The following is a 25,269-nucleotide window of genomic DNA, read 5'->3' as shown; positions in this document are numbered from 1 at the left end:
GATGCCGAGACCGCCGACGCGTCAGGATGCCGGCGGCGCCAGTCCGAGCGTCGGAGCCAGCGCGGGGATGGCGAACGCGAGGCTCGCGTCGAGCGCCTCGCCGGTGTGGCCCGCGCCCTCGACGATGTGCGTCAGCACGGTGAATCCCGCGGCCTGCGCGGCCTCGGAGTTGGCCTGCTGTCCCGGACCGTACGTGGTGTCGGCGCTTCCCCACGTGAAGATGGCCAGGTGGCCGGTGTAGGTCCCGGCGGGAGCGGCCGCCATGATCACCGACGGCTTGTTGGCCTGGAACGCGCCCGCGTCGCCGTTGTACGTGTCGGCCACGGTCTCGGCGACGTGCTCCGATCCCGGGAACTCGTTGCCCATGACGTCGAGCATCTGCCCCCACACGTCCGGGTACTTCGAGCCGTACATCGCGGCGCACGAACCGCCGTTCGAGAAGCCCCCGATGGTCCAGTACCGGTGGTCCTTCACGATGTTGAGGTTCTTCTCGGCCCACTGCGGCACGAGCTGGTTGATGTAGGTCGACACGGCGCCGTACTTCGCGGAGTCGACGCACGCGGGATCACGGTCGGGAGCCCCCAGCTGGTCGACGACGACGGCGATCGGGGCGAGGCCCCTGTTCTTCGCCGCGAAAGCATCGAGCGCTTTGGCCAGCGCCGTCGGATCCGGTGAACCGGGCTGCCCCATCATGAAGACGAGCAGCGGGAGGGCCGGCGGGTTCGCGACCTGTGCTGCGGGCGGAAGGTACAGCGAGGCGTCTCGCGCCGCGAACTGCCCGGTGGGGATCTTCGCGTTCCCCGACAGAGCACTCAGCGCCCCCTGCGTCGGCATCCCCGCGGGTGGCTCCCAGGTCTCGTAGAGCGTCGCCGGGTCTCCCGCGACGGCGGCCTGCGCGGGAAGAGCCGCGGGATCGAGCGCCTGCACGCCGAGGATGGCGGCGAGGTTGTGCGTCACCCCGTAGGCGGTGTTGACGCCGAGCGCGGCGGCCAGGAGAGCCGCCACCACCGTCAGCGCACCGGCGATCCGACGCCCCCACGGGCGGCGGCAGATGCCCACGACGCCCACCGCGGCCGCGGCGACGCCGCTCGCCGCCCAGACGGCGGCCCCGGCGGGCAGCGGACCCTGGAAGAGGTTCATGGCCTCGAGGATGTGGGCGACGATGTACATCACCACCCCCGCGGCGACGCCGATGACGAGCGTGCGGACCACGCGGCGCGGAGCCCACGACACCACGGCGAGCGCACCCACCCCGGCGACGACCGCGCACACGATCAGCAGCGGACTGTCGATCAGCTCGAAAGACAGCAGGAAACGGTTCATCGGCGGCCCTCCCACGCGCTCCTCGCCAGAGCGACCATCTCATGACGGGAGGCGTCGGGCAGATAGGCGCGTCCGACGGCGGCCCCGATCGCGGGGAGCTGGAGCGGGTCGCGGTACGCCAGGGCGAGCGGACGGTACCGGGGGCGGAACTTGCCCTTGAAGCGGAACAGCGAGGCGAAACCGTACGCCGGCTCGAGCACCTCCGCCAGCCAGCGCAGCAGTGCCCGCAGCGGGGCGGGGTCGCCGTCGACCGGCTCGGCCGGGTCGTCGGCGAGCGGAGCGCCCGACAGGCTGAGCACCGTGGCGCCCTCCTCCTGCAACTGCAACGCGGCCTTCGCGATGAGGAACTCCATCATGCCGTTGGGTCCGTCGGTGCGACGGCGCATGAAATCGAGGGTCCATCCGGTGATCTCGCTGTCGGTCCAGCTCGGCATCCAGCTCGTCACCGCTTCGACACGGTCGTGGGGGCCGACAGCGAGGAGCAGGCGCACCTCGCTGTCGCGCAGCTCGTCGAGGGAGCCGAGCGTGAAACCCATCTCGGGCAGCGCGCGGTCGGCCACCCACTCCTCGTCGATCGCGACGACCTGCGACGCCTGACCCACGGTCAGCTCGTGCCACCGCGTCCACACCGCGGTGTAGCCCTCGCGTTCGGCGCGGGTGAGCGGCTGGCGCACTTTCTGCCAGGTCTTGCCGGCGAAGGTCAGACCCGCGAGGTCCATGACCGTCTCGACCCCGACGGGGACGTGCCGCCACCCGAGGCTCACGAGGTCGTCGAGGGTGTCGCCGTGCACGCTGTAGAAGGCGGGGATCCAGCCGTGCTCAAGGCAGTAGTCGGTGAACCCGCGCAGCGCCTCGATCCGGCGCCCCGCGGGGGCCAGAGGATCGGCGACGGCCAGGGCGACGTCACCGGTCAGCCGGTAGGCGACGGCGCACTCTCGGTCGTCCGAGTACCAGTGGCGGTTGCCCTCCCACGTGCCGAGGAAGCCGAGGGTGTCGCTCCCGCGCCGCAGCAGCTCGCGGTAGTGCGCGTGTCCCCCCGCGACGGGACGGCGGGCACGACGGTAGAGCCAGAGGATCGCGGCGACGACGACGGCCCAGAACAGCACCCCGATCCACTGGTAGACGAACAGCGCGGGACCCTGGTGCGGGAAGGCCGACGAGCCACCGGGGTGGGTGAACGACGGCGGCAGGAAGCGCCGCAGGGTGAGGCCGAGCATCTCGGGAAGCGACAGGTCGCGGTTGAACGAGCGGCGGTTGAGCGACTCCACGACGAAGAACGTCGTCCCGCAGGCGACGAAGGCGACGGCGACGACGGCGGTGACCACTGCGGCGGCCTTGCGCGTGGCGCGCACCGAGAAGCGCGCGCGGGTGACGACGAGAGCCGCCGCCAAAGCGAGCGGGATGACGATGGTCGCGATCGCCCAGAGCACGTATTCGGCGCCGCTGCCGTCGACCCACGGGTCGATCTGCAGGCGGCCGTCGAGCAGCGAGATCACCGGCAGCACGGCGGATGCCACGAGCACCAGCATCGCGAGGACCCACGCCGCCCGCCGCCCTCGGCGCAAGCCCCACGCCGCGATCAGCAGGAGCACGAGCGGCACGATCGCCAGCAGAGCGGGGCCGGCGCCCCGGGTCATGAGGAGGGCGATCTGTTCATCGCACACCGCCTCGGCGACCCGGCCGCATCGGCTGAGCATTGCATCGTCGTACTGGGTGTAGGCCTCGACGACGAGCGAGAGGGGTCCGCGACCACCGCCGCTGACGAGGGCCACGAGGGGGCCGCTGCCCACGACCGCGACGAGCATCGCGAACAGCGTGCGGGTCTCGCGTGTCGAGCTGCGATGCCACGAACGGCGCTCGCGTCCCCGCGCGAGCACGGCGCCGACGCCGAGGCCGATGACCGCGGCGGTCAGGCGGTACCACGAGTCGGCGTCGCCCGCGTAGAGCGCGAACAACGCCAGCAGGGCGAAGCCCACCAGCCGCAGCCGTCGACGCCAGAGCGTCGGGGCGAAGGCGGATGCCGCCATGACCACCCCGGCGATGGGGGTCGTGGGATCGAGCACGGGAACCTCGGCGGCGACCACCGGACGCAGATCGGTCACCGTCCACGCCGCCGCGTGCAGGCCGATCCCGACCACGAGACCGCTCAGTCCCAGCACGACCAGCAGCAGAGCGGCCCGGCGCGAGCCGAGCAGGCGTTCGGCGTACGCCAGCACCGTCAGCGCGAGCAGCACCGACGACACGGCGTCGATCGTCGAGTCGGGGACCACCAGCGCGGTGACCAGGGTCCACCACCGTCCGTTGGCGAAGGTGGCGAGCGGACCCGCCCCCCAAACGAGGGCGTCCTCGCCCCAGAGCGACCCGGTCGCGGCCGCGGTGGCGAGCACGGCCACCACCACGCAGAGCGACACGGGGTGATCTCGCACGTACCGGCGGGACACCGCGCCGAGGGTGCGCAGCCGCGCGCGGAGGCGCGACGGCGCCCGCTCAGCGGACAGGGGTGGGGAGGGTTCGGACATCGCCCCGGATTTTACGGGGAAAGGCTATGGACGAGGGGTCAGTACCAGATGTCGAGGAGCGGGGTCGCTTCGGGGGTGAAAGCACCGTCGAGGGCGGCGAGGGCTTCTGCGTCGCCGAGCACCGTTCCCGCGGCCGCCAGCTCCGTTGCGCGCACGCCACCCAGGAGCAACGACGAGAGGGCCCCCACACTCAGCTCGACGTCGGGGGCGTCGTCGCCGGCCGGGGCGACCGTCGCTTCTCCGGACTCATCGATGCGCACGGCCCACGAACCGTCGGCGAAACCGAGCGGGTCGTGCACGGCGAGCACGAGATCGAGCGTTCCGGCGTAGCGGCGCGAGGTCAGCGCGCCGGCGACGTCGAGGATGCGGAGCCAGTGATGGTCGGTGAGGGTGGCGGTGACAGCGCGGCGATCGGACACCATCCACTGCACCGGAGGCACGACCGACTGCAGCGATGCCGTCACGCGCGCGACGAGGTCGTGCTCGATCGCGTAACGCCAGAGCGCCGCGTACGCCTCGTCACCGTCGGCGAAGAGGGCGCGGATGCTGAGTTCGTGCGCCGTGTAGTCGTCGCCCGGATCCTCGCCGATCGTGTAGACCAGGATGCCGCGTTCCACGCCGTCGAGATCGCGATACGCGACCGCCCGCACCTTCTTGCCGTCTTTCGCATCGGGGGTGAGTCCCGCCATCCCCCGCCAGCGGCCCTCCCACCCGGCGACGGATCCGGGCCGACGCGTACGGATGCGCTCGTGCACCGCAGCCAACCGCTCGGGGAGGCTCTCGCGCGGGACGAAGTCGAGACGGCCGGGGGCCACGGGGCCGGTCCAGCGCGCCCGCCGGGTGTCGACGACGACGTCGCTCGCCCAGGCGGCGGGCGAGAAGCCCCAGCGCCCGTAGATGGTCGCCTCGGTGACGGTGAGCCCCGCGATCGCGTACCCGGCCGACACCGCGGTGCGCAGCTCGCCGGTCAGCATGGCGCGCGCGATGCCGCGTCGGCGGTGGGTCGGCGCGACGGTGACGGCGCTGATCGAGTACAGCGGCGCGATGCGCCCCGGAGACACGGTCAACTCAGCCGGCCAGGAGTCCACCGTCGCCACCGGCGAGGCGGGCTCTGCGCCGGCGGGGTCGAACACGCCGACCAGTCGACGCGAACGCAGCGCGCGACGGGCACTCTCGACCTCGTCGTCCGACGGCTCCTCACCGAGGAAACCGCGCGAGACCGATCTCAGGAAGTCGACGAACCCCGACCCGTCGGGGTCGACCACCGCGTAGTCGAAGCCGGAGTCAGACAGGGTCGCCGAGGACTCGGCATCCGCGGGAAGAGGGAGCGTGTCGATGATCGCCATGCCCCCAGCCTACGGACGGCCTCCGACACGCGCCGAGCCGGGGCCCGGAAGGGTCAGTGCGTCGCCTGGATCGCCCGCAGGCGCGAGAGCACCTGATCGCGCAGTTCGTCGGGCGCGGTCTCTTTGCACGCACGCGCGACCACGTCGGTCAGCGTGCGGGCCACGAGGGCCTCGTCCTGGCATCCCGGGCAACTCTCGAGGTGCTCGCGAATGTCTTTGTGCTGGGTCTTGCAGACCTCATTGCGCAGGTACTCTTCGAGGTCGCGTCGTGCTTGGTCGCAGCCGCAGTCGCTCATTTCGTCTCTCCCGTGGCGGTCTGGATGCCGCGCTCTCTGGCGTAGTCCGACAGCAGGTCGCGCAGCAGCCGCCGGCCGCGGTGCAGACGGCTCATGACCGTGCCGATCGGAGTTTTCATGATGTCGGCGATCTCCTGGTAGGCGAAGCCCTCGACGTCGGCGAGGTACACCGCCATCCGGAAATCCTCGGGGATCGACTGCAACGCGTCCTTGACCACGGATGCCGGCATGTGGTCGATCGCTTCGGCTTCCGCCGAACGGGAACTGCTCGCGGTGGTCGACTCGGCACCGCCGAGCTGCCAGTCCTCCAGATCGTCGATGGCGCTCTGGTAGGGCTCGCGCTGCTTCTTGCGGTACGTGTTGATGTACGTGTTCGTCAGGATGCGGTAAAGCCACGCCTTCAGGTTCGTGCCCTGCGTGAACGACGCCCACGAGCCGAAGGCCTTTACGAAGGTCTCCTGCACGAGATCGGCCGCATCGGCGGGATTACGCGTCATGCGCATCGCCGCGGCGTAGAGCTGATCCATGAAGGGCAGCGCCTGCTCTTCGAACTGTTCACGAGGCTCCACGTGGAGTGGGCTCGCGTTCGCCGTGTCGTCCATTGCGCGCCAGTCTACGTCGGGCATCGCGAGGCTCACCGGAGTGGCCCCTACCCTGCTCTCGCGCTCGAGAAGTGCGGTCACGTGTCGTCCCCTTTCACTAGGCTAGGAACCGATGACTCCCCTCGGGTATTCCCCTTCAACCGCCACTCCCCGCGGTGCGTGGAACGCGCCCACCGCCGCCCATCCCGTGGATGCCACGGTCACGGTGCCCGGGTCCAAGTCCCTCACCAACCGCGAACTCGTGGTCGCCGCCATCGCCGACGGCCCGGGCACCCTGCACGCGCCCCTGCACTCCGACGACTCCGCGCGCATGATCGATGCGCTCCGAGCCCTCGGCGTCGGCATCGACGAGGTCGAGACCGACTCCCCGTTCGGGCCCGACCTGCTCATCACCCCGCCCGCGTCGTTCACGGGCGACTCGACCGTCGACTGCGGCCAAGCCGGAACCGTCATGCGGTTCGTCGCCCCCCTCGCGGGCCTCACCCGCGGCGACGTGCACGTCACCGCGCACGAGAGCGCGCTGCACCGCCCCATGGGCGCGATGATCCGCGCCCTGCGCGAGGTGGGCGTCGACATCGACGACGGCGGGCACTGGGCGCTGCCGTTCTCGGTCCGCGGCCACGGCCACGTGCGCGGCGGAGAGGTCGAGATCGATGCGAGCCAATCCAGCCAGTTCGTCTCGGGCCTGCTGCTGGCCGCCCCGCGCTTCGACGTCGGGCTGCACCTGCGTCACGTGGGCTCGCGGCTGCCCAGCATCCCGCACATCGACATGACGGTCGAGGCCCTCGCCCACCGGGGGATCCACGTCGAGCGCCCGGCGCCCGGCGAGTGGATCGTGCCCGCCGGACCCGTCCGCGCGAAAGACGTCGCGATCGAGCCCGACCTCTCCAACGCCGCACCGTTCCTCGCCGCCGCGATGGTCACGGGGGGCTCGGTCACCGTCACGGGCTGGCCGTTGCACAGCACCCAGCCGGGGGCCCTGCTGGGCGACATCCTCGCCGAGATGGGCGCGCGCGTCAGCCGCCGGGCGGGAGCGCTCACCGTCGCCGCGGGCGAGGGCATCAGCGGGGTCGAGCTCGACCTCTCGGCCGCGGGCGAGCTCGCGCCGACCCTCTTCGGTCTCGCGGCCTTCGCCGACGGTCCCACCACGCTGCACGGCATCGGGCACATCCGCGGTCACGAGACCGACCGCATCGCGGCGCTGGTCGGCAACCTGCGTTCGCTCGGGGGCGAGGCCCACGAGCTCGAAGACGGCATCCGCATCGTGCCGCAGACTTTGCGCGGCGGCGAGTGGAAGGCCCACCACGACCACCGCCTCGCGACGACCGGCGCGTTGCTCGGTCTGCGCGTCGCCGGCGTGCAGGTCGACGACATCGGCACGACCGCCAAGACCCTCCCCCAGTTCGCCGCGCTCTGGCGCGCAATGCTCGATCCGGACGGATCGACGGATGCCGTGGGCTGACGCGTGAGCTGGCTCGACGACAGCGACGACGACGACCTGGAGTACGACGAGTCGTCGATCCGAACGCGCCCGAACCCGAAGGCCAACCGGCCGCGCACCAAGCGTCGACCCGCGCACGCCGACGCGCAGATCGCCCGGGTGCTCGGCGTCGACCGCGGCCGCTACACCGTGTTGATCGACGAAGACGGGCCCGACGAACGACGCGTGCTCGCCACGCGGGCGCGCGAGCTGCGCAAGCAGCCCATCGTCAACGGCGACCGGGCCCGCGTCGTCGGCGACCAGTCGGGTGACGAGGGCACCCTCGGGCGCATCATCGGTCTCGAGGAGCGCACGTCTCTGTTGCGCCGCAGTGCCGACGACACCGATCAGGTGGAGCGGGTGATCGTCGCCAACGCCGACCAGATGCTGATCGTCGTGGCCGCCGCCGACCCCGAGCCCCGCGAGCGCCTCGTCGACCGCTATCTCGTCGCGGCCCTCGACGCCGGCATCCGTCCCCTGCTCGTCGTCACCAAAACCGACCTCGCCGACCCCACCGAGTTCCTGTCGCACTTCGACGGCATCGACCTGCGCGTGTTCACGAGCGCGCAGGGGGCGATGCCCCTCGACGCCATCGGCGAAGCCATCGCGGGGCACTCCACCGTCTTCGTCGGACACTCCGGCGTCGGCAAGTCCACCCTCGTCAACGCGCTGACAGGTTCGGAGCGAGCCATCGGTCACGTCAACGTGGTCACCGGACGCGGGCGGCACACCTCGTCGTCGGCGGTGTCGCTGCGCTATCGCGGTCCCGCGGGGTCGGGGTGGGTCATCGACACCCCGGGCGTCCGCTCCTTCGGCCTCGGCCACGTCAACCCCGCGCACGTGCTGGGGGCCTTCACCGACCTCGCCGAAGCCGCCGAGGAGTGCCCGCGCGGCTGCACGCATCTTCCCGATGCGCCCGACTGCGCGATCGCCGAAGCCGTGGCATCCGGTCGCCTGGGTCCCGGGGCTGCGGCGCGCCTCGACTCCCTGCATCGCCTGCTGACCACGTTTCAGGCCATCGAGCGTTCTAGGCTGGAGGGGTGACGAACCTCGCGAAGGGCGACACTGCGCCCGATTTCACCCTGCTCGATCAAGACGAGCACCCCGTCTCGCTGAGCGACTTCCGTGGCCGCCGCGTGATCCTGTACTTCTACCCCGCGGCCCAGACTCCCGGCTGCACGACGCAGGCCTGCGATTTCCGCGACAGCCTCGCATCGCTTCAGGGCGCCGGATACACCGTGCTCGGCCTCTCGCGCGACCTGCCCGAGAAGCTGCGGGCGTTCCGCGACAGCGACGGGCTGACCTTCCCGCTGCTGAGCGACGCCGACCACACGGTGCACGAGGCCTACGGCGCGTGGGGCGAGAAGCAGAACTACGGCAAGACCGTCACCGGTGTGCTGCGCTCGACCTTCGTGATCGACGAAGAGGGCACCATCGCCGAGGCGCTCTACAACGTCAAGGCCACCGGCCACGTCGCGCGTCTGCGCAAGACCCTCGGTCTCGCCGCCGCCTGACCCGCGCTGCCACGACCCCGTCCCGCTCCGGCGGCGGCGGGGTCTTCGCGTGGGTGCCGGGCGGAGCGCTCAGGACTCGTCGTCGCGCCGGCGCGGCGCAGAGGCCCGCACCGCGAGCACCAGCAGCACCAGGCCGATGACCCCGGGGACCGCGATGAGCAGGGCGATGCCCGGCGCCGCCCACTCCCCCGTGATCGCACCGATCGCGACCGACAGGATCAGCAGCTGGGTGACGATTCCGCCCGAGCGCCCGGCCGACACGTCGCGCGCGGTGGCGACGGCGAAGGCGCCGACGATGGCCGCGCCGATGACGGTGAGCACGATGAGCGCGAGGGAGCTGACGATCGAGTCGGTGTCACCCCCGAGCAACGCCACGATCTGCCAGCCGGCGAGGGCCAGGATGCCGACGGCCTCGAGAGCCAGAAGAGCGGCGGCCGTGAGACGAACAGGCATCGAACAGGCCCTCCCGACGGCGCAGCGGCGCCGTTACGTTCCGGAAACCTACCGGTTACCTCTTGATCAGGCGGAAACGCTATGGGAGCATGGAACAAGCCGTGTGCTCCCACAGCGAAGTGGGGCGAGCAATCGCTCGCGTTCCCACCAGGGTACCGGACCCGAATCTCGGTGCCGAATCGATCATTTTTCTGTTACAAGGAGCACCCCTATGGATTGGCGCGACAAAGCAGCCTGCCTGACCGTCGACCCCGAATTGTTCTTCCCGGTCGGCAACACCGGCCCCGCGGTCGACCAGATCGAGAAGGCCAAGTCGGTCTGCGCGCGCTGCACCGTCACCGAGGTCTGCCTGCAGTACGCCCTCGAGTCCGGTCAGGACTCGGGCGTGTGGGGTGGCCTCAGCGAAGACGAGCGTCGCGCCCTCAAGCGCCGCGCCGCGCGCGCCCGCCGCGCCTCCTGACGTCGTCACCGAGAAGGCCCATCCCTCTGGGGTGGGCCTTCTCGGCGTTTCGGTCCGACCCGCGCGCCCTCGGCTAGAGCTCAGACCGACGAACCACCGATGTAGCGCAGCGGGATCTCGATGGTCACCTCGGTGCCGCTGCCCATGAGCGTGTGCCAGTCGATCGTGCCGCCGAGCTCTCCCTGGATGAGGGTGCGCACGATCTGCGTGCCGAGGCCGCGACCCACCTGACCCTCGGGAAGGCCCACTCCGGTGTCGCGGACCTTCACCTCGAGCATCTCGTCGCCGCGCTCGGCGGCGATCTCGACGTCGCCCTCCTGCCCCGCGAGCCCGTGCTCGACGGCGTTGGTCACGAGTTCGGTGAGAGCGAGGGCAAGCGGCGTGGCGAACTGGCTCGGCAGCGTGCCGAACTTGCCGGTGCTGCGGGTGCGCGCGCGGGTGTTGGGCGCCGCCGCGACCTCGGCCACGAGCTTCAGCACCCGCGCGAAGACGTCGTCGAAGTCGACGTTCTGCGCCAGCCCCTCCGAGAGCGTGTCGTGCACGACGGCGATCGCCGAGACGCGACGCATCGCCTGGCTGAGGGCGTCCCGGGCCTCGTCGGAGTGGGTTCGACGAGCCTGGATGCGAAGAAGCGAGGCGACCGTCTGCAGGTTGTTCTTGACGCGATGGTGGATCTCGCGGATCGTGGCGTCCTTGGTGATGAGCTCCTGCTCCTGGTGGCGGATCTCGGTGACGTCGCGGCTGAGCACGATCGCGCCGATGCGCGTGCCGCGGTCGCGCAGCGGAATGGTCCGCAGCGACACCTGCACGCCGCGAGCTTCCATGTCGGCCCGCCACGGAGCCCGGCCGCTCACGACGACGGGGAGCGACTCGTCGACGTCTTGGCGCTTGGCGGGGAGGATGCGCGCGGTCACCTCGGCGAGGGACTCGCCCTCGAGCTCGTCGTCGAAGCCCATGCGGTTGAACGCCGACAGCGCGTTGGGGCTCGCGAAGGTCGTGATGCCGTCGACGTCGAGGCGGATGAGGCCGTCCGAGGCGCGGGGCGCTCCACGCCGCGGAGCGGTAGGGGCGGTCAGGTCGGGGAACTCGGCGGACGAGATCATTCCGAAGAGGTCGTCGGCGCAGTCGTTGAAGGTGATCTGCTGGCGGGAGGGGGTGCGCGTCTCGCCCAGGTTGGTGTGGCGCGTCAGCACGCCGACGGTGGTCACGGCGTGACCCTCGCGCGAGAGCTCGCGCACGATCGGCACGGCGCGGACGCGGGTGGGCGTCTCTTCGAACCAGTCGGGCGATGCCGAATCCACGATGCGGCCGCTCTGGAACGCCTCCCGCACCTGCGTGCGCCACTGCGGACGTACGCGATCACCGACGATGTCGCGGTAGAACAGCGTCGCCGCTCCCCCGGGACGCGTGTGCGCGACGGCGACGAACGAGTCGTCGGGGGTGGGTACCCAGATCACGATGTCGGCGAAGGCCAGGTCGGCGAGCAACTGTCCATCGCCGGCGAGGCGGTGCAGCCACTCCACATCGGCTTCGCTCGAGCGGCCCTGGGCGTAGACGAGTTCACTGAGTGTCGACACCCCTCCAGACTAGAGGGCTCGTCCGGCGGGACTCGCGGGGTCTTCACCGCGCCCGCGCGGGAACCCCGGGCGTGGGTGAACTAGAAGGTGAACTTGGCCAGGTCGCCTCCTTGGGGCGGGCGAAGCGACAGACCATCACCGACGAGCGGAAACGCCCGCACATCGCTGCGCGGGTTACGCCGCACCTCTCGTTCGCGTCTCACGGGTGATTCTCGTGTGCCCACCGAAATGGGGACATACTGACCGGATGACGGACGCGTCCTCACCCCGCGAGCGATTCGTCCCGGCAGACCAGGTCGCTCGGACGCTGGGCTTAGGTGTCGCCGACGTCATCGCGCTCGCCCGCGAGGGGCAGCTGCGCGGCGTCGAGATCGGGGAACCGCCACGATGGCGGATCGACCTCGACAGCGTCGACGCCTACCTCGACGAACGGAGCGAGACGGCTCGCCGGGCGGCTCTTTGGCGGCAGTCGCAGGCGGCGAGTTTCCCCGAACTGTGGGGACGCGGAGACATCCGCCACGACGACTGAACCCGCTCCGGATCCACTCCCCCTCCCCACCTCACCCTTCCCGCGTTTCGTCCACAGAGTCGACGAATGACCCGGCGGGTGTTCTCCCGCTGGCTTACTCTCGGCCTCATCCCCCCCGCTCGTTGGCGCCATTCATGACGACGGAGGGAAGCATGACGCTGCCGCTCACACGCTCGACCGCGACCGGGGGCACCGCCGCCCGCCACGACGACTTCTTCAGCCCGCAGAAGACGTCGGCGGACGCCCTTCCCCCGCCCGAGACGTTCATCCGCAACATCGTGCGGGGCGTGCTCGAGGTGCTGGCCGGTGTCCGCGAGGTGGAACAACTCGCGCGCTGGCTGTCGGAGGAGGTCTACCGGTCCCTATCAGTGCGGGCGAACCTCGCGGCACGTGCCCGCAGCGCGCGGCGCGTGGCCGCCCTGCGCGATGTGCACGAGATCCGCAATGTCCATCTCTCGCAGCCCGCCGACGGGGTCGTCGAGGCCACCGTCACCGCGGCCGCCCGCGCTCGCACGCGCGCCATCGCCCTGCGTCTCGAGGGCCTCGACGGGCGATGGCGTGTGACGGCGTTGGCGCTTCTGTGACGACGGTCGATGTTCCCCAGAGGTGCCCCGACATGGGCGCAACGTTCACGCCCATCACTCTTCCGCCGTGGGCACCGTCATCCCGGCGTCGGAACCATACGCTGCACTCTCGACGCATCGGGGAGATCCCAGGCCGAGATGATGACATGCAAGGTCGCGAGCACACCGCATGACGGACGCGCAGCCGTCCGGCGAAGTGATCTTGTACCACCGTGAGGATGGTGCTCCGACCCTCCACGTCCGATTCGACGCGGAGACCGTCTGGTTGAGCCAGCAGCAGATCGCGGAACTTTTACAGACGTCACGTACGAACGTCGTCGAACACATCCAGCACGTCTACGACGAGGGTGAACTCGACGAGGCGGCAACCTGTCGGAAATTCCGACAGGTTCGCGTTGAGGGCCCACGCCGTGTAGCGCGCGAGCTTCCCTTCTACAATCTCGACGCCATCCTCTCCGTCGGCTACCGCGTGAAGAGCGCCACGGCCACACAGTTCCGGATCTGGGCCACCCGACAGTTACGCGAATACCTGGTTCGCGGATACGTCGTCAACGAGCAGCGCCTCGAACAACTCGACGCGATCGTCCACATCCTGCACCGCTCAACGGATGAACTCCTGTCCGGAGTCGCTGACGTCCTCCAGAGCTATCTCCCCGGACTCACACTCCTCCGCGACTACGACGACGGAAAGATTGACGCCCAATCGTCCGTCATGCCCGCGTGGGAACTGACCCTCGATGACGCACACCACGTAGTCACGCAACTCCGCAAGGAGTTCCCCGCCGACACGCTACTCGGACGAGAACGCGGCGACAGACTCACCGGAATCATCGCAACGCTCTACCAGAGCTTCGACGGCCACGACCTCTACCCGACCGTCGAGGAAAAGGCAGCCAATTTGCTCTACCTCGTCGTGAAAGATCATCCGCTCGTGGACGGCAACAAACGCACCGCCGCTGCCCTGTTCGTCACCTTCCTCGCCAGGAACGGCATCCTGAACAAAGCGGGCGGCATAAGGCGGATATCAAACAATGCTCTGGCGGCGACCGCCCTACTCGTTGCAATGAGCGACCCGAAGGAAAAAGACGTCATGATCGCACTCGTGACGAGAATGATCACGGAGTAGTCGACGGCGAAGGCCGAGACCAGAATCTACGTAGAAACGTGCAGGAAACTTCCGCGCCCGACCTCGATCACGGCCGCCAGGACGACAAGAAGTTCCCCAACCGCTCGATCGCATCCGAGATCACACGGGCCTCCGGCAGCGTGACGATGCGCACGTGGTCGGTGGCCGGCCAGTTGAAGCCCGACCCCTGCACCAGCAGCACGTGCTCGGCGATGAGGAAGTCGTGCACGAACTTGCCGTCGTCGGGGATCTCGTACACCTCGGGGTCGAACCGCGGAAAGGCGTAGAGCGCCCCGCGGGGCAGCACGCACGAGACACCCGGGATCGCTTCGAGTCCCTGCCAGGCGGCATCCCTCTGCTCGTGCAGACGACCGCTCGGGGCGATGAGCGCGTCGATGGACTGCACGCCCGACAGCGCCGCCTGCACCGCGAACTGCGCCGGCACGTTGGGGCACAGACGCGTGGATGCCAGCAGGTTGATGCCCTGCAGGAAGCCCTGCGCGTGATCCATGGGCCCGGTGATCGCCAACCACCCCGAGCGGTAGCCCGCGACGCGGTAGGTCTTCGACAGGCCGTTGAAGGTCAGGCACAGCAGGTCGGGCGCGACCGTGGCCATGGGGATGTGCACCGCATCGTCGAACAGGATGCGGTCGTAGATCTCGTCGGCCAGGAGCAGCAGCGAGTGCTCCCGGGCGATGTCGGCGATCCCCTCGAGCACCTCGCGCGAGTAGACCGCGCCCGTGGGGTTGTTGGGGTTGATGATGACGATCGCCTTGGTGCGGGGGGTCACCTTCGCGCGGATGTCGTCGAGGTCGGGCTGCCATTCGCGCTGCTCGTCGCACAGGTAGTGCACCGGCGTGCCGCCGCCCAGGCTCGTCATCGCCGTCCACAGCGGATAGTCGGGCGCGGGGATGAGCACCTCGTCACCCTCGTCGAGCAACGCCTGCATCGTCATGGTGATGAGTTCGGACACCCCGTTGCCGAGGTACACGTGGTCGGGGTCGAGGTGGGGGAACCCGGGCTCCTCCTCGTATCGCGAGACCACCGCGCGCCGCGCCGACAGGATGCCGCGGCTGTCGCTGTAGCCGTGCGCGTTGGGGATCGACTGGATCATGTCGCGCACGATCTGATGCGGAGCCTCGAAACCGAACGTGGCGGGGTTGCCCGTGTTGAGCTTCAGGATCGAGTGCCCCTCGGCCTCGAGCCGGTCGGCCTCGACGAGGGCCTCGCCGCGGATCTCGTAGAGGACATCCTTCAGCTTCGAGGACTGGTCGAGGGGGCGTAGCGGGCTCATCGGTTCAGGATATCCCCGCCGGTATCCAGCCAATCGACACCCGGTGGACCGCTCCTGCACCTCCCTGGTGAAACGACGGATGCCGCGCCCCCACGTGGGGGCGCGGCATCCGGGGTCGTTCTTACTTCTTCTTTCCGGCGGCGCGGCGGTCGGCACGGTTCCCGGATGCCGGCTCCTCGCCGTCGGTCCGCTGCCCGAACGCCCCGCGGGCCGCGGCCGGAGCCGCCTCGGTCGCCGGAGCGGCGGCCTGTCCGGACTGACGCAGGCGGTTGGTGGCTGCCTGCTGCACCTGTCCGCGATCGTTGCGCACCTCGACCTCGCCCGCGTCGTTCGCGGCGGAGTACTCGAGGCGCTGCGTCTCGACGGGGCTGACGGTGAGGCCCTTGGCCTCGACCTCGGCGTTGTCGCCCTCGACCTTCTTCACCTCGACTTCGAGGTTGTAGAGGTATCCGACCGACTCCTCCTTGATCTGCCCCATCATCGACTGGAACATCTGGTAGCCCTCGCGCTGGTACTCGATCAGCGGGTCGCGCTGAGCCATGGCACGCAGGCCGATGCCGTCTTTGAGGTAGTCCATCTCGTAGAGGTGCTCGCGCCAGCGGCGGTCGAGCACCTGCAGCACGACACGGCGTTCGAGCTCACGGATCGCCTGCTCGCCGAGGCTCTTCTCGCGATTCTCGTAAGCGATGCGGGCGTCGGAGATGATCTCGCGCTTGAGGCCCTCGGGGGTGATGCGCCCCTTGTTCCCACCGGCCTCGGCCACGACCTCGTCGATCGACACGCTCACCGGGTACATGGTCTTCAGCTCGGTCCACAGGGCGTCGAAGTCCCACGACTCGGTGTGCCCCGAGCCGGTGTGGTCGTCGATCACCGCGGTGATGGCGTCTTCGATGAAGTGCTGCACGCGGTCGGCGATGTCGTCGCCCTGGAGCATGTGACGACGGTCGGCGTAGATGGCCTCGCGCTGACGGTTGAGCACGTCGTCGTACTTGAGGACGTTCTTGCGCATCTCGGCGTTGCGGGCCTCGACCTGCGACTGCGCGCTCTTGATCGCGCGCGACACCAGCCCCGACTCGATGGCGACGTCGTCGGGGAAGTTGGTGCGCGCGAGGATCGCCTCGGCCGCACCCGACTGGAACAGCCGCATGAGGTCGTCGGTCAGCGACAGGTAGAAGCGGCTCTCGCCGGGGTCGCCCTGTCGACCCGAACGACCGCGCAGCTGGTTGTCGATGCGGCGCGACTCGTGACGCTCGGTGCCCAGCACGTAGAGCCCGCCGGCCTCGACCACCTTGGCGGCCTCTTCGGCGACGGTGTCGCGCGTGCCCTTGTAGACCGAGTCCCACTCCGACTCGTAGGCCTCCGGCGTCTCGACCGGGTCGAGGTTCTTCGCCTTCATCTCTTGCACGGCGAGGAACTCGGCGTTGCCGCCGAGCATGATGTCGGTTCCACGGCCGGCCATGTTGGTGGCGACCGTCACGGCCCCCAGGCGACCGGCGCGGGCGACGATCTCGGCCTCTCGCGCGTGGTTCTTGGCGTTGAGCACCTCGTGGCGCACGCCCTTCTTCGCCAGCAGGCGCGAAAGGTATTCGCTCTTCTCGACGCTGGTGGTGCCGACGAGGACCGGCTGGCCCTTCTCGTGGCGCTCGACGATGTCTTCGACGACCTGCGCGAACTTCGCCGTCTCGTTCTTGTAGACGAGGTCGGACTGGTCCTTGCGCACCATCGGACGGTTCGTGGGGATGGGCACGACACCGAGTTTGTAGGTCGACATGAACTCGGCGGCCTCGGTCTCGGCGGTACCGGTCATGCCCGCGAGCTTGTCGTACAGGCGGAAGTAGTTCTGCAGCGTGACGGTGGCGAGCGTCTGGTTCTCGGCCTTGACGGGCACGGCCTCTTTGGCCTCGATCGCCTGATGGATGCCCTCGTTGTAGCGGCGCCCGACGAGGATGCGACCGGTGTGCTCGTCGACGATCATCACCTCGTCGTTCATGACGACGTAGTCGGTGTCGCGCTTGAACAGCGCCATCGCCTTGATGGAGTTGTTGAGGAACGAGATCAGGGGCGTGTTCGCCGACTCGTACAGGTTGTCGATGCCGAGGTAGTCCTCGACCTTCTCGATACCGGGCTCGAGCACGCCGATCGTGCGCTTCTTCTCGTCGACCTCGTAGTCGACGCCGGCCTCGAGGGTGCGGGCGAGCTTCGCGAACTCGGCGAACCAGCGGTTGGCCTCGCCGGATGCCGGACCCGAGATGATCAGCGGGGTACGCGCCTCGTCGATGAGGATCGAGTCGACCTCGTCGACGATCGCGTAGAAGTGTCCGCGCTGCACGAGGTCTTCTTTGCGCCACGCCATGTTGTCGCGCAGGTAATCGAAGCCGAACTCGTTGTTCGTTCCGTAGCTGATGTCGGCCTCGTACTGCTCCCGACGCACCTCGGGGGTCTGTCCGGCCACGACGGTTCCGGTCGTCATGCCGAGAGCACGGTAGACGCGGCCCATGAGCTCCGACTGGTAGCTCGCGAGGAAGTCGTTGACGGTGATGACGTGCACACCCTCACCGGCGATGGCGTTGAGGTAGGCGGGGAGGGCCGCCGTCAGCGTCTTGCCCTCACCGGTCTTCATCTCGGCGATGTTGCCCAGGTGAAGGGCTGCGCCGCCCATGACCTGCACGTCGTAGGGACGCTGACCCAGGGTGCGCTTGGCCGCCTCGCGCACGGCGGCGAAGGCCTCGGGCATGAGCTGATCGAGCGTCTCGCCGGCCTTGTAGCGGGCGCGCAGCTCGACGGTCTCGTTGCGCAGCTCGTCGTCGGTGAGCTGCTCGTAGTCCTCCTCGAGCGCGCCGGTCGCTTTGACCACGCCCTGCAGACGGCGGAGGATGCGCCCCTCACCGGCGCGCAGCAGTTTCTCGAGCGGATTGGCCACGAAGCATCTCCATCTGTCGGGTGCGGCGCCCGCGTGGGCACCGGCCTGCGAACAGGCATACATCGCCCATGTTATCCGTGTTACCCGTTCGTGACCTGCGAGGCGGCCGCAATCCGAAAGTCGGCACTCGCGCCCAAAGCGAACACTCGGCGACGGCCCCTACCCCGCGGCCTAGGATCGACCCATGGCCGGTTTCTGGGGCAAGAGGAAGCGCGAAGAGCAAGACGCGGCGGACGCCGATCTCGCCCGCCGGGCGGAGCTCGCGATCGTCGCCGCCGATGAGCGCGTGCGCCTCACCTCCGACGAGCTGGACTTCGCCCGCGCCGAGCTCGGCGACAAGGCCACCGAAGATCTCGCGGCCGCCCTCGAGTCGGTGCGCACGCACCTCGCCGAGGCGTTCCGGCTGCACCAGCTGAACCACGACGAGATCCCCGACACCAAAGACGAGCTGCGCACGCGCAACGCGCGCATCATCCAGCTGTCGCAGTGGGCCGAAGACCTGCTCGAGGAGCGCACGCAGGTGCTCCAGCCCAAGATCGACGCCGTGCGCCGCGCACCCGAGACGATCGCTCGCGTACGCGCCGACCGCGACCGCCTCGCCGAGCGCGTCCCGAACGCCCGCGAGGTCGTCGAGCGGCTGTCGCGCCGTTACAGCGACTCCGCCCTGCAGCAGATCGGCGGGAATCCCGAAGAGATCGAGCAGCTGCTCGACTTCGCCGTGCACACCGCCGCCGTCTCGGAGCGTCGCCGCGAGGCCGGGCAGCGCGAGCAGGCCTCGGTCGCCCTCGAAGCCGCCACCGAATCGGCACGGCGCGCGGAGTCCCTGCTCGACGCGGTCGACATGTTCGAGATCGAAGCGCTCCGCGCGGAGTCCACCCTCGCCGCCGTCGTCGAGGACTCGCGCGGCGATCTCGCCGAAGCCCGTCGCGGCGCCCAGACCCCCGCCGTCACGCAGGCCATGGCCGACCTGGAGCGTGCTCTGGCGGCACTGCCGGCATCCGGAGCCCGCACCGACCCGTTCGCGGCACTGTCGTCCCTGCGGCAGGCCAACGCCGCTCTCGACCACGCGCGCGAGCGCGCCTCACGTCCCGTCCCCTCTCAGGAACAGGTCGAGCACGCGATCGACGACGCCGACCGTCAGCTCGCCGTCGCCCGCGGCCTGATCACCGGCCACCGCGGGTGGATCGGAGCCGACGCGCGGACGCGCTTCGTCGAGGCCGAGCGGTTGCGCGCCGGACTCCCCCTGGGGCCCGTCGCCGAAGACGATCGCGAGACGGTACTGGCCACCGCTCGCCGGGCCGGATCGCTCGCCTCGGAATCCCTGCAGATCGCCCAGCGCGACATCGAGCAGTCCCGACCCAACGAATGGGACGGCAGCGGGCGCGGCGGCGGTTACGGCCGCGGCGGCGGCGGAATGGGCGGCGGCAACATGGTCGGCGGCATGCTGGGCGGTCTCGTCATCGGCTCGCTGCTCGGCGACATCTTCGACGGCTGAGCACGGCCGGATCCGCTTCGTACGGCGGATGACGCAGCTGCCGCGCTACGGGGTGCGGCTGCGCGAACCCGCGGGCCCCGCATGACGGAGCCCCTGTCCACCCGGACAGGGGCTCCGTCATGCGGCAGGTGCGTCAGGACGCGATCTGCTCCGCCGGTGAGGCCTGCGCGGCGAGCGCGATCACGCCGTAGTCCCAGCCCTTGCGGCGGTAGACGACGCTGGGGTGGTCGGTGCGGGCGTCGATGAAGAGGAAGAAGTCGTGGCCGACGAGCTCCATGCGGTCTACGGCGTCCTCGACCGTCATCCACTCGGCGCCGAACTCCTTCTGGCGGATGACGACGGGCGAGTACTCCGCCTCGTCGACATCGGAATCCTGGACCGGCACCTCACCGGTGGCGACGGCGCGCAGCACCTCGACGGAAGCGGGCTCGACGTCGATGCCCGCCAGTTCGCCGGTGCCTTTCTCGAAGCGTGCCCCGCGGGGGTGGTTTCGGGCGTCGACGCGCTTGTCTTTCGCGCGCCGCACCTGCTCGGAGATCTTGTCGACCGCGAGGTCGAGAGCGGCGAACTTATCGGCATCGGTGGCCTCGGCTCGGGCCACCGGGCCCTTGCCGTCGAGGGTCAGCTCCACGGTGTCGTCTTCCATGCGCCCGTTGCGGTACGAGCGATGGGTGACCTTGACTTCGAGAGTCTGAGCGCGGGGCGCCAGGTGCTCGATGCGACTGACCTTCTCTTCAACCACGGTGCGGAAACGATCGGTGATACCGACTCCCACTCCGACGATGTTGGTGTCCATCAGTGACCTCCTTGTTCCGGGTTCCGCCCGGTCTAAGGGCGGAACATCCGTCGCCTTCAGTCATCCCCACGCTAGTCCGACGCCACCGCCCTGTCACGTAGCAATCACCTGCGATTCACCTTCTGATGCGCTGCGACGCGGCGTGTACGCGAGCGCGACGGCCCTCACCTCGGCGGCTCCCGCCGCTCGGAGGGCCCGCGTCGCCTCGATGAGCGTGGCCCCGGTCGTCACCACGTCGTCGACGACGACCACCCTGCGCCCGACGACGGACCGCGCGGCGAAGGCTCCCCCGACGTTCTGCTGTCGGGCGATGCGATCGAGGCCGCGCTGATCGGCCGGCGCGCGCCGCACCCGCAGCACGCGCTCCGGATGCCACCCCGCCCGACGCACCAGCAGCTCGACCGGTCGATAGCCGCGGCGTCGGAAGGCCGCAGCCGACGAGGGCACCGGGACGACGAGGGCACCGGAGACAACGGCCGCACGCAAGACATCGGCGAGAGCCGGGGCGAGATCCCGGGCGAGGGAGGTGCGACCGTCTTCTTTGAGGGCGCGCAGGACCCGCGCCGGCACCCCCGAGAACTCGAGCGCGCACAGCACGGGCACCCCCGGCCCCACCTCGCGCGGGACGGGGACGGCGGCCAGAGCCCGGCGGCATCCGGAGCACAGGGACTCATCGACCGCGCCGCAGCCGGCGCACGCCAGCGGAAGCCAGAAGGTCAGGGCATCGCGGAGGGCCGACGAGATCGTGTCGGTGAGCGCAGGACGAGACATGCGGCCATCGTGGCGGACGCCCCGCACGGGCGCGGGGCGAGAGGCCCGAACCGTGGACGGATGTCACGCCGACCGCGCTGGGGAGAAGCCGCGCCCGCTCAGGACGTGGTGCCCTGCTGCGCCGCCAGCACCCGGATGTTGGAGGCCACCAGGGTCCACGAGCTTCCGCGCCGACTGTAGAGGCGCCCCTGATCGTCGAGCACGCGGACGCTCGTGCTCCCCGCGGCGAGCGTGCGCGCCCCCTCGGGCGCCTGCGCCTCGGTGCCGCGACCGCCCACGCTGAGCTCGCTCAAGCGGCTGACACCGTCGACCGACGAGAGGACGCCGATGGTGGTGTCGTCGAGCCACGCGAGGTCGAACGCCCCCTGCTGCGAGAACGACAGCACGTGCGGCGGACCGAGGTCGATCTCGCCCGCCGAGCGCAGGATGCCGGCGACCCACACCTCGCGCGCACCCGACACGGTGACGATGGCCGCCACCCTCGTACCATCACGGGAGATCTGCATCGCGGTGATCTCGGAGGCATCGGGCCACGCATTGCCGACGTCGCGGGGAACCCCTTCGGGCGTGATGACGTGCAGCTGCGCGGGGGCCGCACTCGGCACGCTCCAGATCGCTCCCTCGGCGTCGATCGTGGGGGCGATGAGGCCCGGGCGGTCGTCGAGCAGGAACGTCCGACCGTCGGCGAGCGCACTCGCCACCGTTCCCTGCTGCGTGCGCACCGCCGCCAGGCTGCGGTCGGCTTCGAGTTCCACCATCGTCGGCGCCAGGGACTCGATCGCGTCGGACAGACCCGGGATCGACTCGACCTGGTCGCCCGACAGGGCGCCGAACACGCCGAGCGAGGTGAGCACCGCCGGCGAGGGATCGATGCGCGTCACGCGCACGGCGACCTCGGAGGCGGTGACCGGGGTGCCCTCCACCGTCATCTGCACCTCGCTGATGCCGGCCGACGAGAGGCTGCGCGCCAGTTGGGTCTGCATGCGGTCGAGGGTCGTGCGGTCCAGGCTCAGAGCCGCCCGCGGCAGTTGTACCTGGGCGACTCCCCCCGACGACAGCGTCACCGAGCGCCCCACGAGCGACAGCTCTTCGGGGAAGGCGTTGCGCACGGCGCCCGACAGCCACGAGCTCGGCTGACCGTCGACCAGGGCCGTCGCGACGCGGCTGGCCACCAGCGCACGGGGGAACCATCGCACGTCCGGGACGATGAAGCTCCACGTCGGGTCGAAGTACGCGATGGATGCCGACTGGTAGACCGTCGGGAACACTTCCTCGTACAGCACGACCCCGTCGGGGGCGGAGGTGATCCGCCACTGGCCGTCGACCTGCGCGAGGGCGAAGGACAGGGTCTGGGCGCTGCCCGTGGCGGCCGGGGCGTAGGCGCCGTCGGCATCCACCCCCGCCACCGTCGACAGCGACACCGTCACCACCGTGCCGTCGGCGGAGGGTGCGGCGCGGCGCGCGGCGAGCGTGTCGATCGTCACGCGGGCGCGGGGGTCCCAGGTGGCACCGGGCGAGAGGAACAGCTTCGCGGTCGCCCAGTCGTCGGCCGGCCCCGAGCCGGCGCGCAGGAATCCCTCGACGATCTCGGCCGGCGACGCGTCATCCTGCGGACCGTCGGGCACGAACGCGAACGCCTGCGCGTCGTCGCTCTGCGGGCCGCGGCCGGGGTTGACGTACCCGGTGGTCGGCAATCCGGTGCACGCCGTCAGGGCGAGTACGAGAGCGAGGCTGACGAGGGCCAGGGCGCGTCTCACGGCATCCTCCCGAAGGTCGAGCGGTTGAGCGAGATGGGCTGGGTGAGCCCCAGCGCCTCGAGGGCGCCGCCCTGCTCGTCGTCGGGGACGAGAGGCAGGGGCGAGGCGCCCACGGGTCGTCCATCTCGGGGCAGGGTGAGCACGAAGTTGGATCCGCGGCCCGGTTCCGACCACACCGCCAGGGTGCCGCCGTGCAGCCGCGCGTCGCCCAGGGCGATCGACAGGCCCAGACCCGTGCCGCCGATCGTGCGCACCCGCGACGGGTCGGCCCGCCAGAACCGGTCGAACACGCGCTCGACGTCGTCGGCCTTCATGCCCAGACCGAAGTCACGCACGCCGAGTGCCACGGCGTCGCGGTTGCTGTCGACCGAGACGACGATCGGCCGCCCCTCGCCGTGCTCGATCGCGTTGCCGAGCAGGTTGCGCACCACGCGCCGCACGCGGCGGGCGTCCATGTCGACGGGGGTGTACCCGCCGGGTGCGACCAGGCGCACGTCGGAGCCGTGCCCTTCGGCGAGCTGCTCCATCGAGAGGATCACGTCTTCGGCGAGGTGGGCGAGGCTCGTCGCCTCGAGCTCGAGCTGCACGGAGCCGGCGTCGTACCGGCTGATCTCGAGCAGGTCGGTGAGCAGCACCTCGAAGCGCTGCACCTGCGCGTGCAGCAGCTCGGCCGCGCGTCCCGTGACCGGATCGAACTCCTCGCGCTGGTCGTTGATGATGTCGGCGGCGAGGCGGATCGTCGTCAGCGGCGTGCGCAGCTCGTGCGAGACGTCGGACACGAAGCGCTGCTGCACGAGCGAGAGGTCGGCCAGCTCCTTGATCTGCGACTCGATGCTGTCGGCCATGGCGTTGAACGACCGGTTGAGCGTCGCCAGCTCGTCTTCGCCGCGCACGGGAAGACGCACGCCCAGATCGCCCGCCGCGAGCTTCGCGCTGGTCTCGGCGGCATCCGCGATGGGCGTGGTGATCGAGCGCAGCACGAACCACGCGATCGAACCGATGAGCACCACCAGGATCAGACCCACCACCCACAGCAGCACCTGGACGAACGCGAGGGTCTGCGAGGCGCTGATGAGGTCGTACCCCATGTACAGCTCGTAGGAATCGACCCCGTCTTCGGCCGGGAAGCGCAATTGATGACCGACCAGGATGCCGGGAACGTCACGGCCCCCGTCGGAGGGCAACGCCACCGACTGCCACCACTGCAGATCGGGACTCGACTGCACCTGTTTGCGCAGCGCGTCGGAGACGAGGCCCGACTCGAACGCGGGCGAGATGAACGGCTGCGGCGCCAGGGGCGAGGGCGGACCGATGCGGTACAGCGCGATCAGATCGCTCGAGGACTGCTGCGACAGCCGCGTCGCGATGCCGTTCATGAGCGTCTGCGCCGCGGCCGGATCGGTCGAGTCGACGGCCGCGTCGAGCGTGGCCTGCGCCGACGCGGTCGCGCGCTGGGCCTCGAGGAGCACCTGGTCCTTGCGGGCGGTGAACAGCTCGTTCTGGATGACGAGGGCCATCGCCACGCACGTGACGAGGATGGTCACGGCGGTGAGGGTGACCGTGATGAGGATCGTGCGGAAGCGCAGGGAGCGTCGCCACAGCGTCGCCAGCCGATCGCGGACCGCCCGCCAATCGCGCCAGCTGCTGACCCGCGGCGGGAGCGTCCGCACCGCGCCCGTCATCGCGCGCTCAGGCCACCGCGCCGGCGCGGTAGCCCACGCCGCGCACGGTGGTGACGATCCGCGGGTTGTCGGGGTCGGCCTCGATCTTGGCGCGCAGGCGCTGCACGTGCACGTTCACCAGACGGGTGTCGGCCTTGTAGTGGTAGCCCCACACCTGCTCGAGCAGCATCTCGCGCGAGAACACCTGCTGCGGCTTCTCGGCCAGGGCGACGAGCAGTTCGAATTCGAGCGGCGTCAGCGCGATCGGGCTGTCGCCACGGCGCACCTCGTGCGCGGCGACGTCGACGACGAGGTCGCCGATGCGCAGCGTCTCGTCGACGGGAGCCTGGGACGGCCGCAGACGCGTGCGGATGCGAGCCACCAGCTCCTTCGGGTTGAACGGCTTCATGATGTAGTCGTCGGCGCCCGACTCGAGGCCCTTCACCAGGTCGGCGGTGTCGGTGCGCGCGGTGAGCATGATGATCGGCACGCCGGACTCGGCGCGCACGCGCGTGCAGATCTCGATGCCGTCGACCCCCGGCAGCATGAGGTCGAGCAGGATGAGGTCGGGTCGCTCGGTGCGCCACGCGTCGACGGCCTGGGCGCCGTCGGCGCAGAAGACCGTGTCGAATCCTTCGGTGCGCAGCACGATGCCGATCATCTCGGCCAGCGCGGTGTCGTCGTCGACCACCAGGATCCGTGAAGTCATTCGGGGGTACGTCTTCCGTCTCGAACCCGTGCGGCACGGGCACAACGCCCGGGGTGA

The 25,269-nt window shown here is 70.0% G+C and carries 22 protein-coding genes; 8 read left to right on the top strand and 14 right to left on the bottom strand.

Features of this window, described 5'->3' with window-relative positions:
* Positions 1–21 precede the first annotated feature (21 nt).
* The 5 genes from IFR11_RS03480 to IFR11_RS03460 are packed head-to-tail and all read right to left on the bottom strand — an operon-like array spanning position 22 to position 6,086.
* On the bottom strand, positions 22–1,323 hold the full coding sequence (locus IFR11_RS03480; RefSeq protein ID WP_191915224.1) for an alpha/beta hydrolase: 1,302 nt from the start codon (positions 1,321–1,323) through the stop codon (positions 22–24).
* Positions 1,320–3,842, bottom strand: coding sequence for a bifunctional lysylphosphatidylglycerol flippase/synthetase MprF (locus tag IFR11_RS03475; protein WP_191915223.1), 2,523 nt, complete (start codon positions 3,840–3,842; stop codon positions 1,320–1,322). Before IFR11_RS03475 ends, IFR11_RS03480 begins: the two co-directional genes overlap by 4 nt.
* A gap of 38 nt (positions 3,843–3,880) precedes the next feature.
* Positions 3,881–5,188, bottom strand: coding sequence for a GNAT family N-acetyltransferase (locus tag IFR11_RS03470; protein ID WP_191915222.1), 1,308 nt, complete (start codon positions 5,186–5,188; stop codon positions 3,881–3,883).
* Between the two features lie 53 nt (positions 5,189–5,241).
* Positions 5,242–5,484 carry a zf-HC2 domain-containing protein gene (locus IFR11_RS03465; protein ID WP_055834618.1) on the bottom strand — a complete coding sequence of 81 codons (243 nt, stop codon included), beginning with the start codon at positions 5,482–5,484 and terminating at the stop codon, positions 5,242–5,244.
* Positions 5,481–6,086, bottom strand: coding sequence for a sigma-70 family RNA polymerase sigma factor (locus IFR11_RS03460; RefSeq protein WP_235560549.1), 606 nt, complete (start codon positions 6,084–6,086; stop codon positions 5,481–5,483). Before IFR11_RS03460 ends, IFR11_RS03465 begins: the two co-directional genes overlap by 4 nt.
* A gap of 112 nt (positions 6,087–6,198) precedes the next feature.
* Between IFR11_RS03460 and aroA the strand changes: the two genes are divergently transcribed.
* The 3 genes from aroA to bcp are packed head-to-tail and all read left to right on the top strand — an operon-like array spanning position 6,199 to position 9,080.
* Positions 6,199–7,548, top strand: coding sequence for a 3-phosphoshikimate 1-carboxyvinyltransferase (gene aroA / locus IFR11_RS03455; protein WP_191915221.1), 1,350 nt, complete (start codon positions 6,199–6,201; stop codon positions 7,546–7,548).
* Between the two features lie 3 nt (positions 7,549–7,551).
* Positions 7,552–8,610 (top strand): ribosome small subunit-dependent GTPase A, encoded by a 1,059-nt coding sequence (gene rsgA, locus IFR11_RS03450; protein WP_055936713.1) that lies wholly within the window; start codon positions 7,552–7,554, stop codon positions 8,608–8,610.
* Positions 8,607–9,080 (top strand): thioredoxin-dependent thiol peroxidase, encoded by a 474-nt coding sequence (gene bcp / locus IFR11_RS03445; protein WP_191915220.1) that lies wholly within the window; start codon positions 8,607–8,609, stop codon positions 9,078–9,080. The genes rsgA and bcp overlap by 4 nt, the downstream gene beginning before the upstream one ends.
* Positions 9,081–9,149: 69 nt before the next feature.
* Here bcp and IFR11_RS03440 read toward each other — a convergent pair whose 3' ends face one another.
* On the bottom strand, positions 9,150–9,533 hold the full coding sequence (locus IFR11_RS03440) for a hypothetical protein (protein ID WP_055834606.1): 384 nt from the start codon (positions 9,531–9,533) through the stop codon (positions 9,150–9,152).
* Positions 9,534–9,744: 211 nt separating this feature from the next.
* Between IFR11_RS03440 and IFR11_RS03435 the strand changes: the two genes are divergently transcribed.
* The gene (locus IFR11_RS03435) at positions 9,745–9,993 is read left to right on the top strand and encodes a WhiB family transcriptional regulator (protein WP_013583608.1); all 249 of its coding nucleotides are present in this window, start codon (positions 9,745–9,747) and stop codon (positions 9,991–9,993) included.
* An 80-nt stretch (positions 9,994–10,073) separates the two neighbouring features.
* Here the strand turns inward: IFR11_RS03435 and IFR11_RS03430 are convergent, their stop codons facing one another.
* A complete protein-coding gene (locus IFR11_RS03430; protein WP_055834603.1) occupies positions 10,074–11,570 on the bottom strand; it encodes a sensor histidine kinase in 1,497 nt (498 codons plus the stop codon).
* A gap of 247 nt (positions 11,571–11,817) precedes the next feature.
* On the opposite strand from IFR11_RS03430, the gene IFR11_RS03425 reads away from it, so the two are divergent.
* From IFR11_RS03425 to rhuM, 3 genes are all read left to right on the top strand, one after another.
* The gene (locus IFR11_RS03425; protein ID WP_070408350.1) at positions 11,818–12,099 is read left to right on the top strand and encodes a helix-turn-helix domain-containing protein; all 282 of its coding nucleotides are present in this window, start codon (positions 11,818–11,820) and stop codon (positions 12,097–12,099) included.
* 152 nt (positions 12,100–12,251) lie between these two features.
* On the top strand, positions 12,252–12,683 hold the full coding sequence (locus tag IFR11_RS03420; protein WP_191915219.1) for an Rv3235 family protein: 432 nt from the start codon (positions 12,252–12,254) through the stop codon (positions 12,681–12,683).
* 169 nt (positions 12,684–12,852) lie between these two features.
* The gene (gene rhuM / locus IFR11_RS03415) at positions 12,853–13,809 is read left to right on the top strand and encodes a RhuM family protein (protein WP_055936696.1); all 957 of its coding nucleotides are present in this window, start codon (positions 12,853–12,855) and stop codon (positions 13,807–13,809) included.
* 67 nt (positions 13,810–13,876) lie between these two features.
* Here the strand turns inward: rhuM and IFR11_RS03410 are convergent, their stop codons facing one another.
* Both IFR11_RS03410 and secA read right to left on the bottom strand, forming a co-directional pair.
* On the bottom strand, positions 13,877–15,103 hold the full coding sequence (locus IFR11_RS03410) for a pyridoxal phosphate-dependent aminotransferase (protein ID WP_055834591.1): 1,227 nt from the start codon (positions 15,101–15,103) through the stop codon (positions 13,877–13,879).
* Positions 15,104–15,224: 121 nt separating this feature from the next.
* Positions 15,225–18,023, bottom strand: a complete 2,799-nt coding sequence (secA, locus tag IFR11_RS03405) for a preprotein translocase subunit SecA (RefSeq protein WP_055834588.1) — start codon at positions 18,021–18,023, stop codon at positions 15,225–15,227.
* A gap of 184 nt (positions 18,024–18,207) precedes the next feature.
* Here secA and IFR11_RS03400 point away from each other — a divergent pair, with 184 nt between their 5' ends.
* Positions 18,208–19,518 (top strand): hypothetical protein, encoded by a 1,311-nt coding sequence (locus tag IFR11_RS03400; RefSeq protein WP_055936691.1) that lies wholly within the window; start codon positions 18,208–18,210, stop codon positions 19,516–19,518.
* Positions 19,519–19,651: 133 nt separating this feature from the next.
* On the opposite strand, the gene hpf is transcribed toward IFR11_RS03400, so the two are convergent.
* The 5 genes from hpf to mtrA form a co-directional block, all read right to left on the bottom strand.
* A complete protein-coding gene (hpf, locus tag IFR11_RS03395) occupies positions 19,652–20,314 on the bottom strand; it encodes a ribosome hibernation-promoting factor, HPF/YfiA family (protein ID WP_191915218.1) in 663 nt (220 codons plus the stop codon).
* Between the two features lie 93 nt (positions 20,315–20,407).
* Positions 20,408–21,085 (bottom strand): ComF family protein, encoded by a 678-nt coding sequence (locus IFR11_RS03390; RefSeq protein ID WP_191915217.1) that lies wholly within the window; start codon positions 21,083–21,085, stop codon positions 20,408–20,410.
* A 98-nt stretch (positions 21,086–21,183) separates the two neighbouring features.
* A complete protein-coding gene (locus IFR11_RS03385; RefSeq protein ID WP_055834578.1) occupies positions 21,184–22,842 on the bottom strand; it encodes an LpqB family beta-propeller domain-containing protein in 1,659 nt (552 codons plus the stop codon).
* On the bottom strand, positions 22,839–24,524 hold the full coding sequence (gene mtrB / locus IFR11_RS03380) for an MtrAB system histidine kinase MtrB (protein WP_191915216.1): 1,686 nt from the start codon (positions 24,522–24,524) through the stop codon (positions 22,839–22,841). The genes IFR11_RS03385 and mtrB overlap by 4 nt, the downstream gene beginning before the upstream one ends.
* Positions 24,525–24,531: 7 nt before the next feature.
* Positions 24,532–25,212 carry an MtrAB system response regulator MtrA gene (mtrA, locus tag IFR11_RS03375; protein ID WP_055834573.1) on the bottom strand — a complete coding sequence of 227 codons (681 nt, stop codon included), beginning with the start codon at positions 25,210–25,212 and terminating at the stop codon, positions 24,532–24,534.
* Between the last annotated feature and the right edge of the window lie 57 nt (positions 25,213–25,269).

The organism is Microbacterium sp. CFBP 8801 (genome assembly GCF_014839455.1).
Lineage (GTDB): Bacteria > Actinomycetota > Actinomycetes > Actinomycetales > Microbacteriaceae > Microbacterium.
The sequence above is the reverse complement of the archived record's forward strand: the minus strand, read 5'-3'. Positions and strand labels throughout refer to the sequence as shown.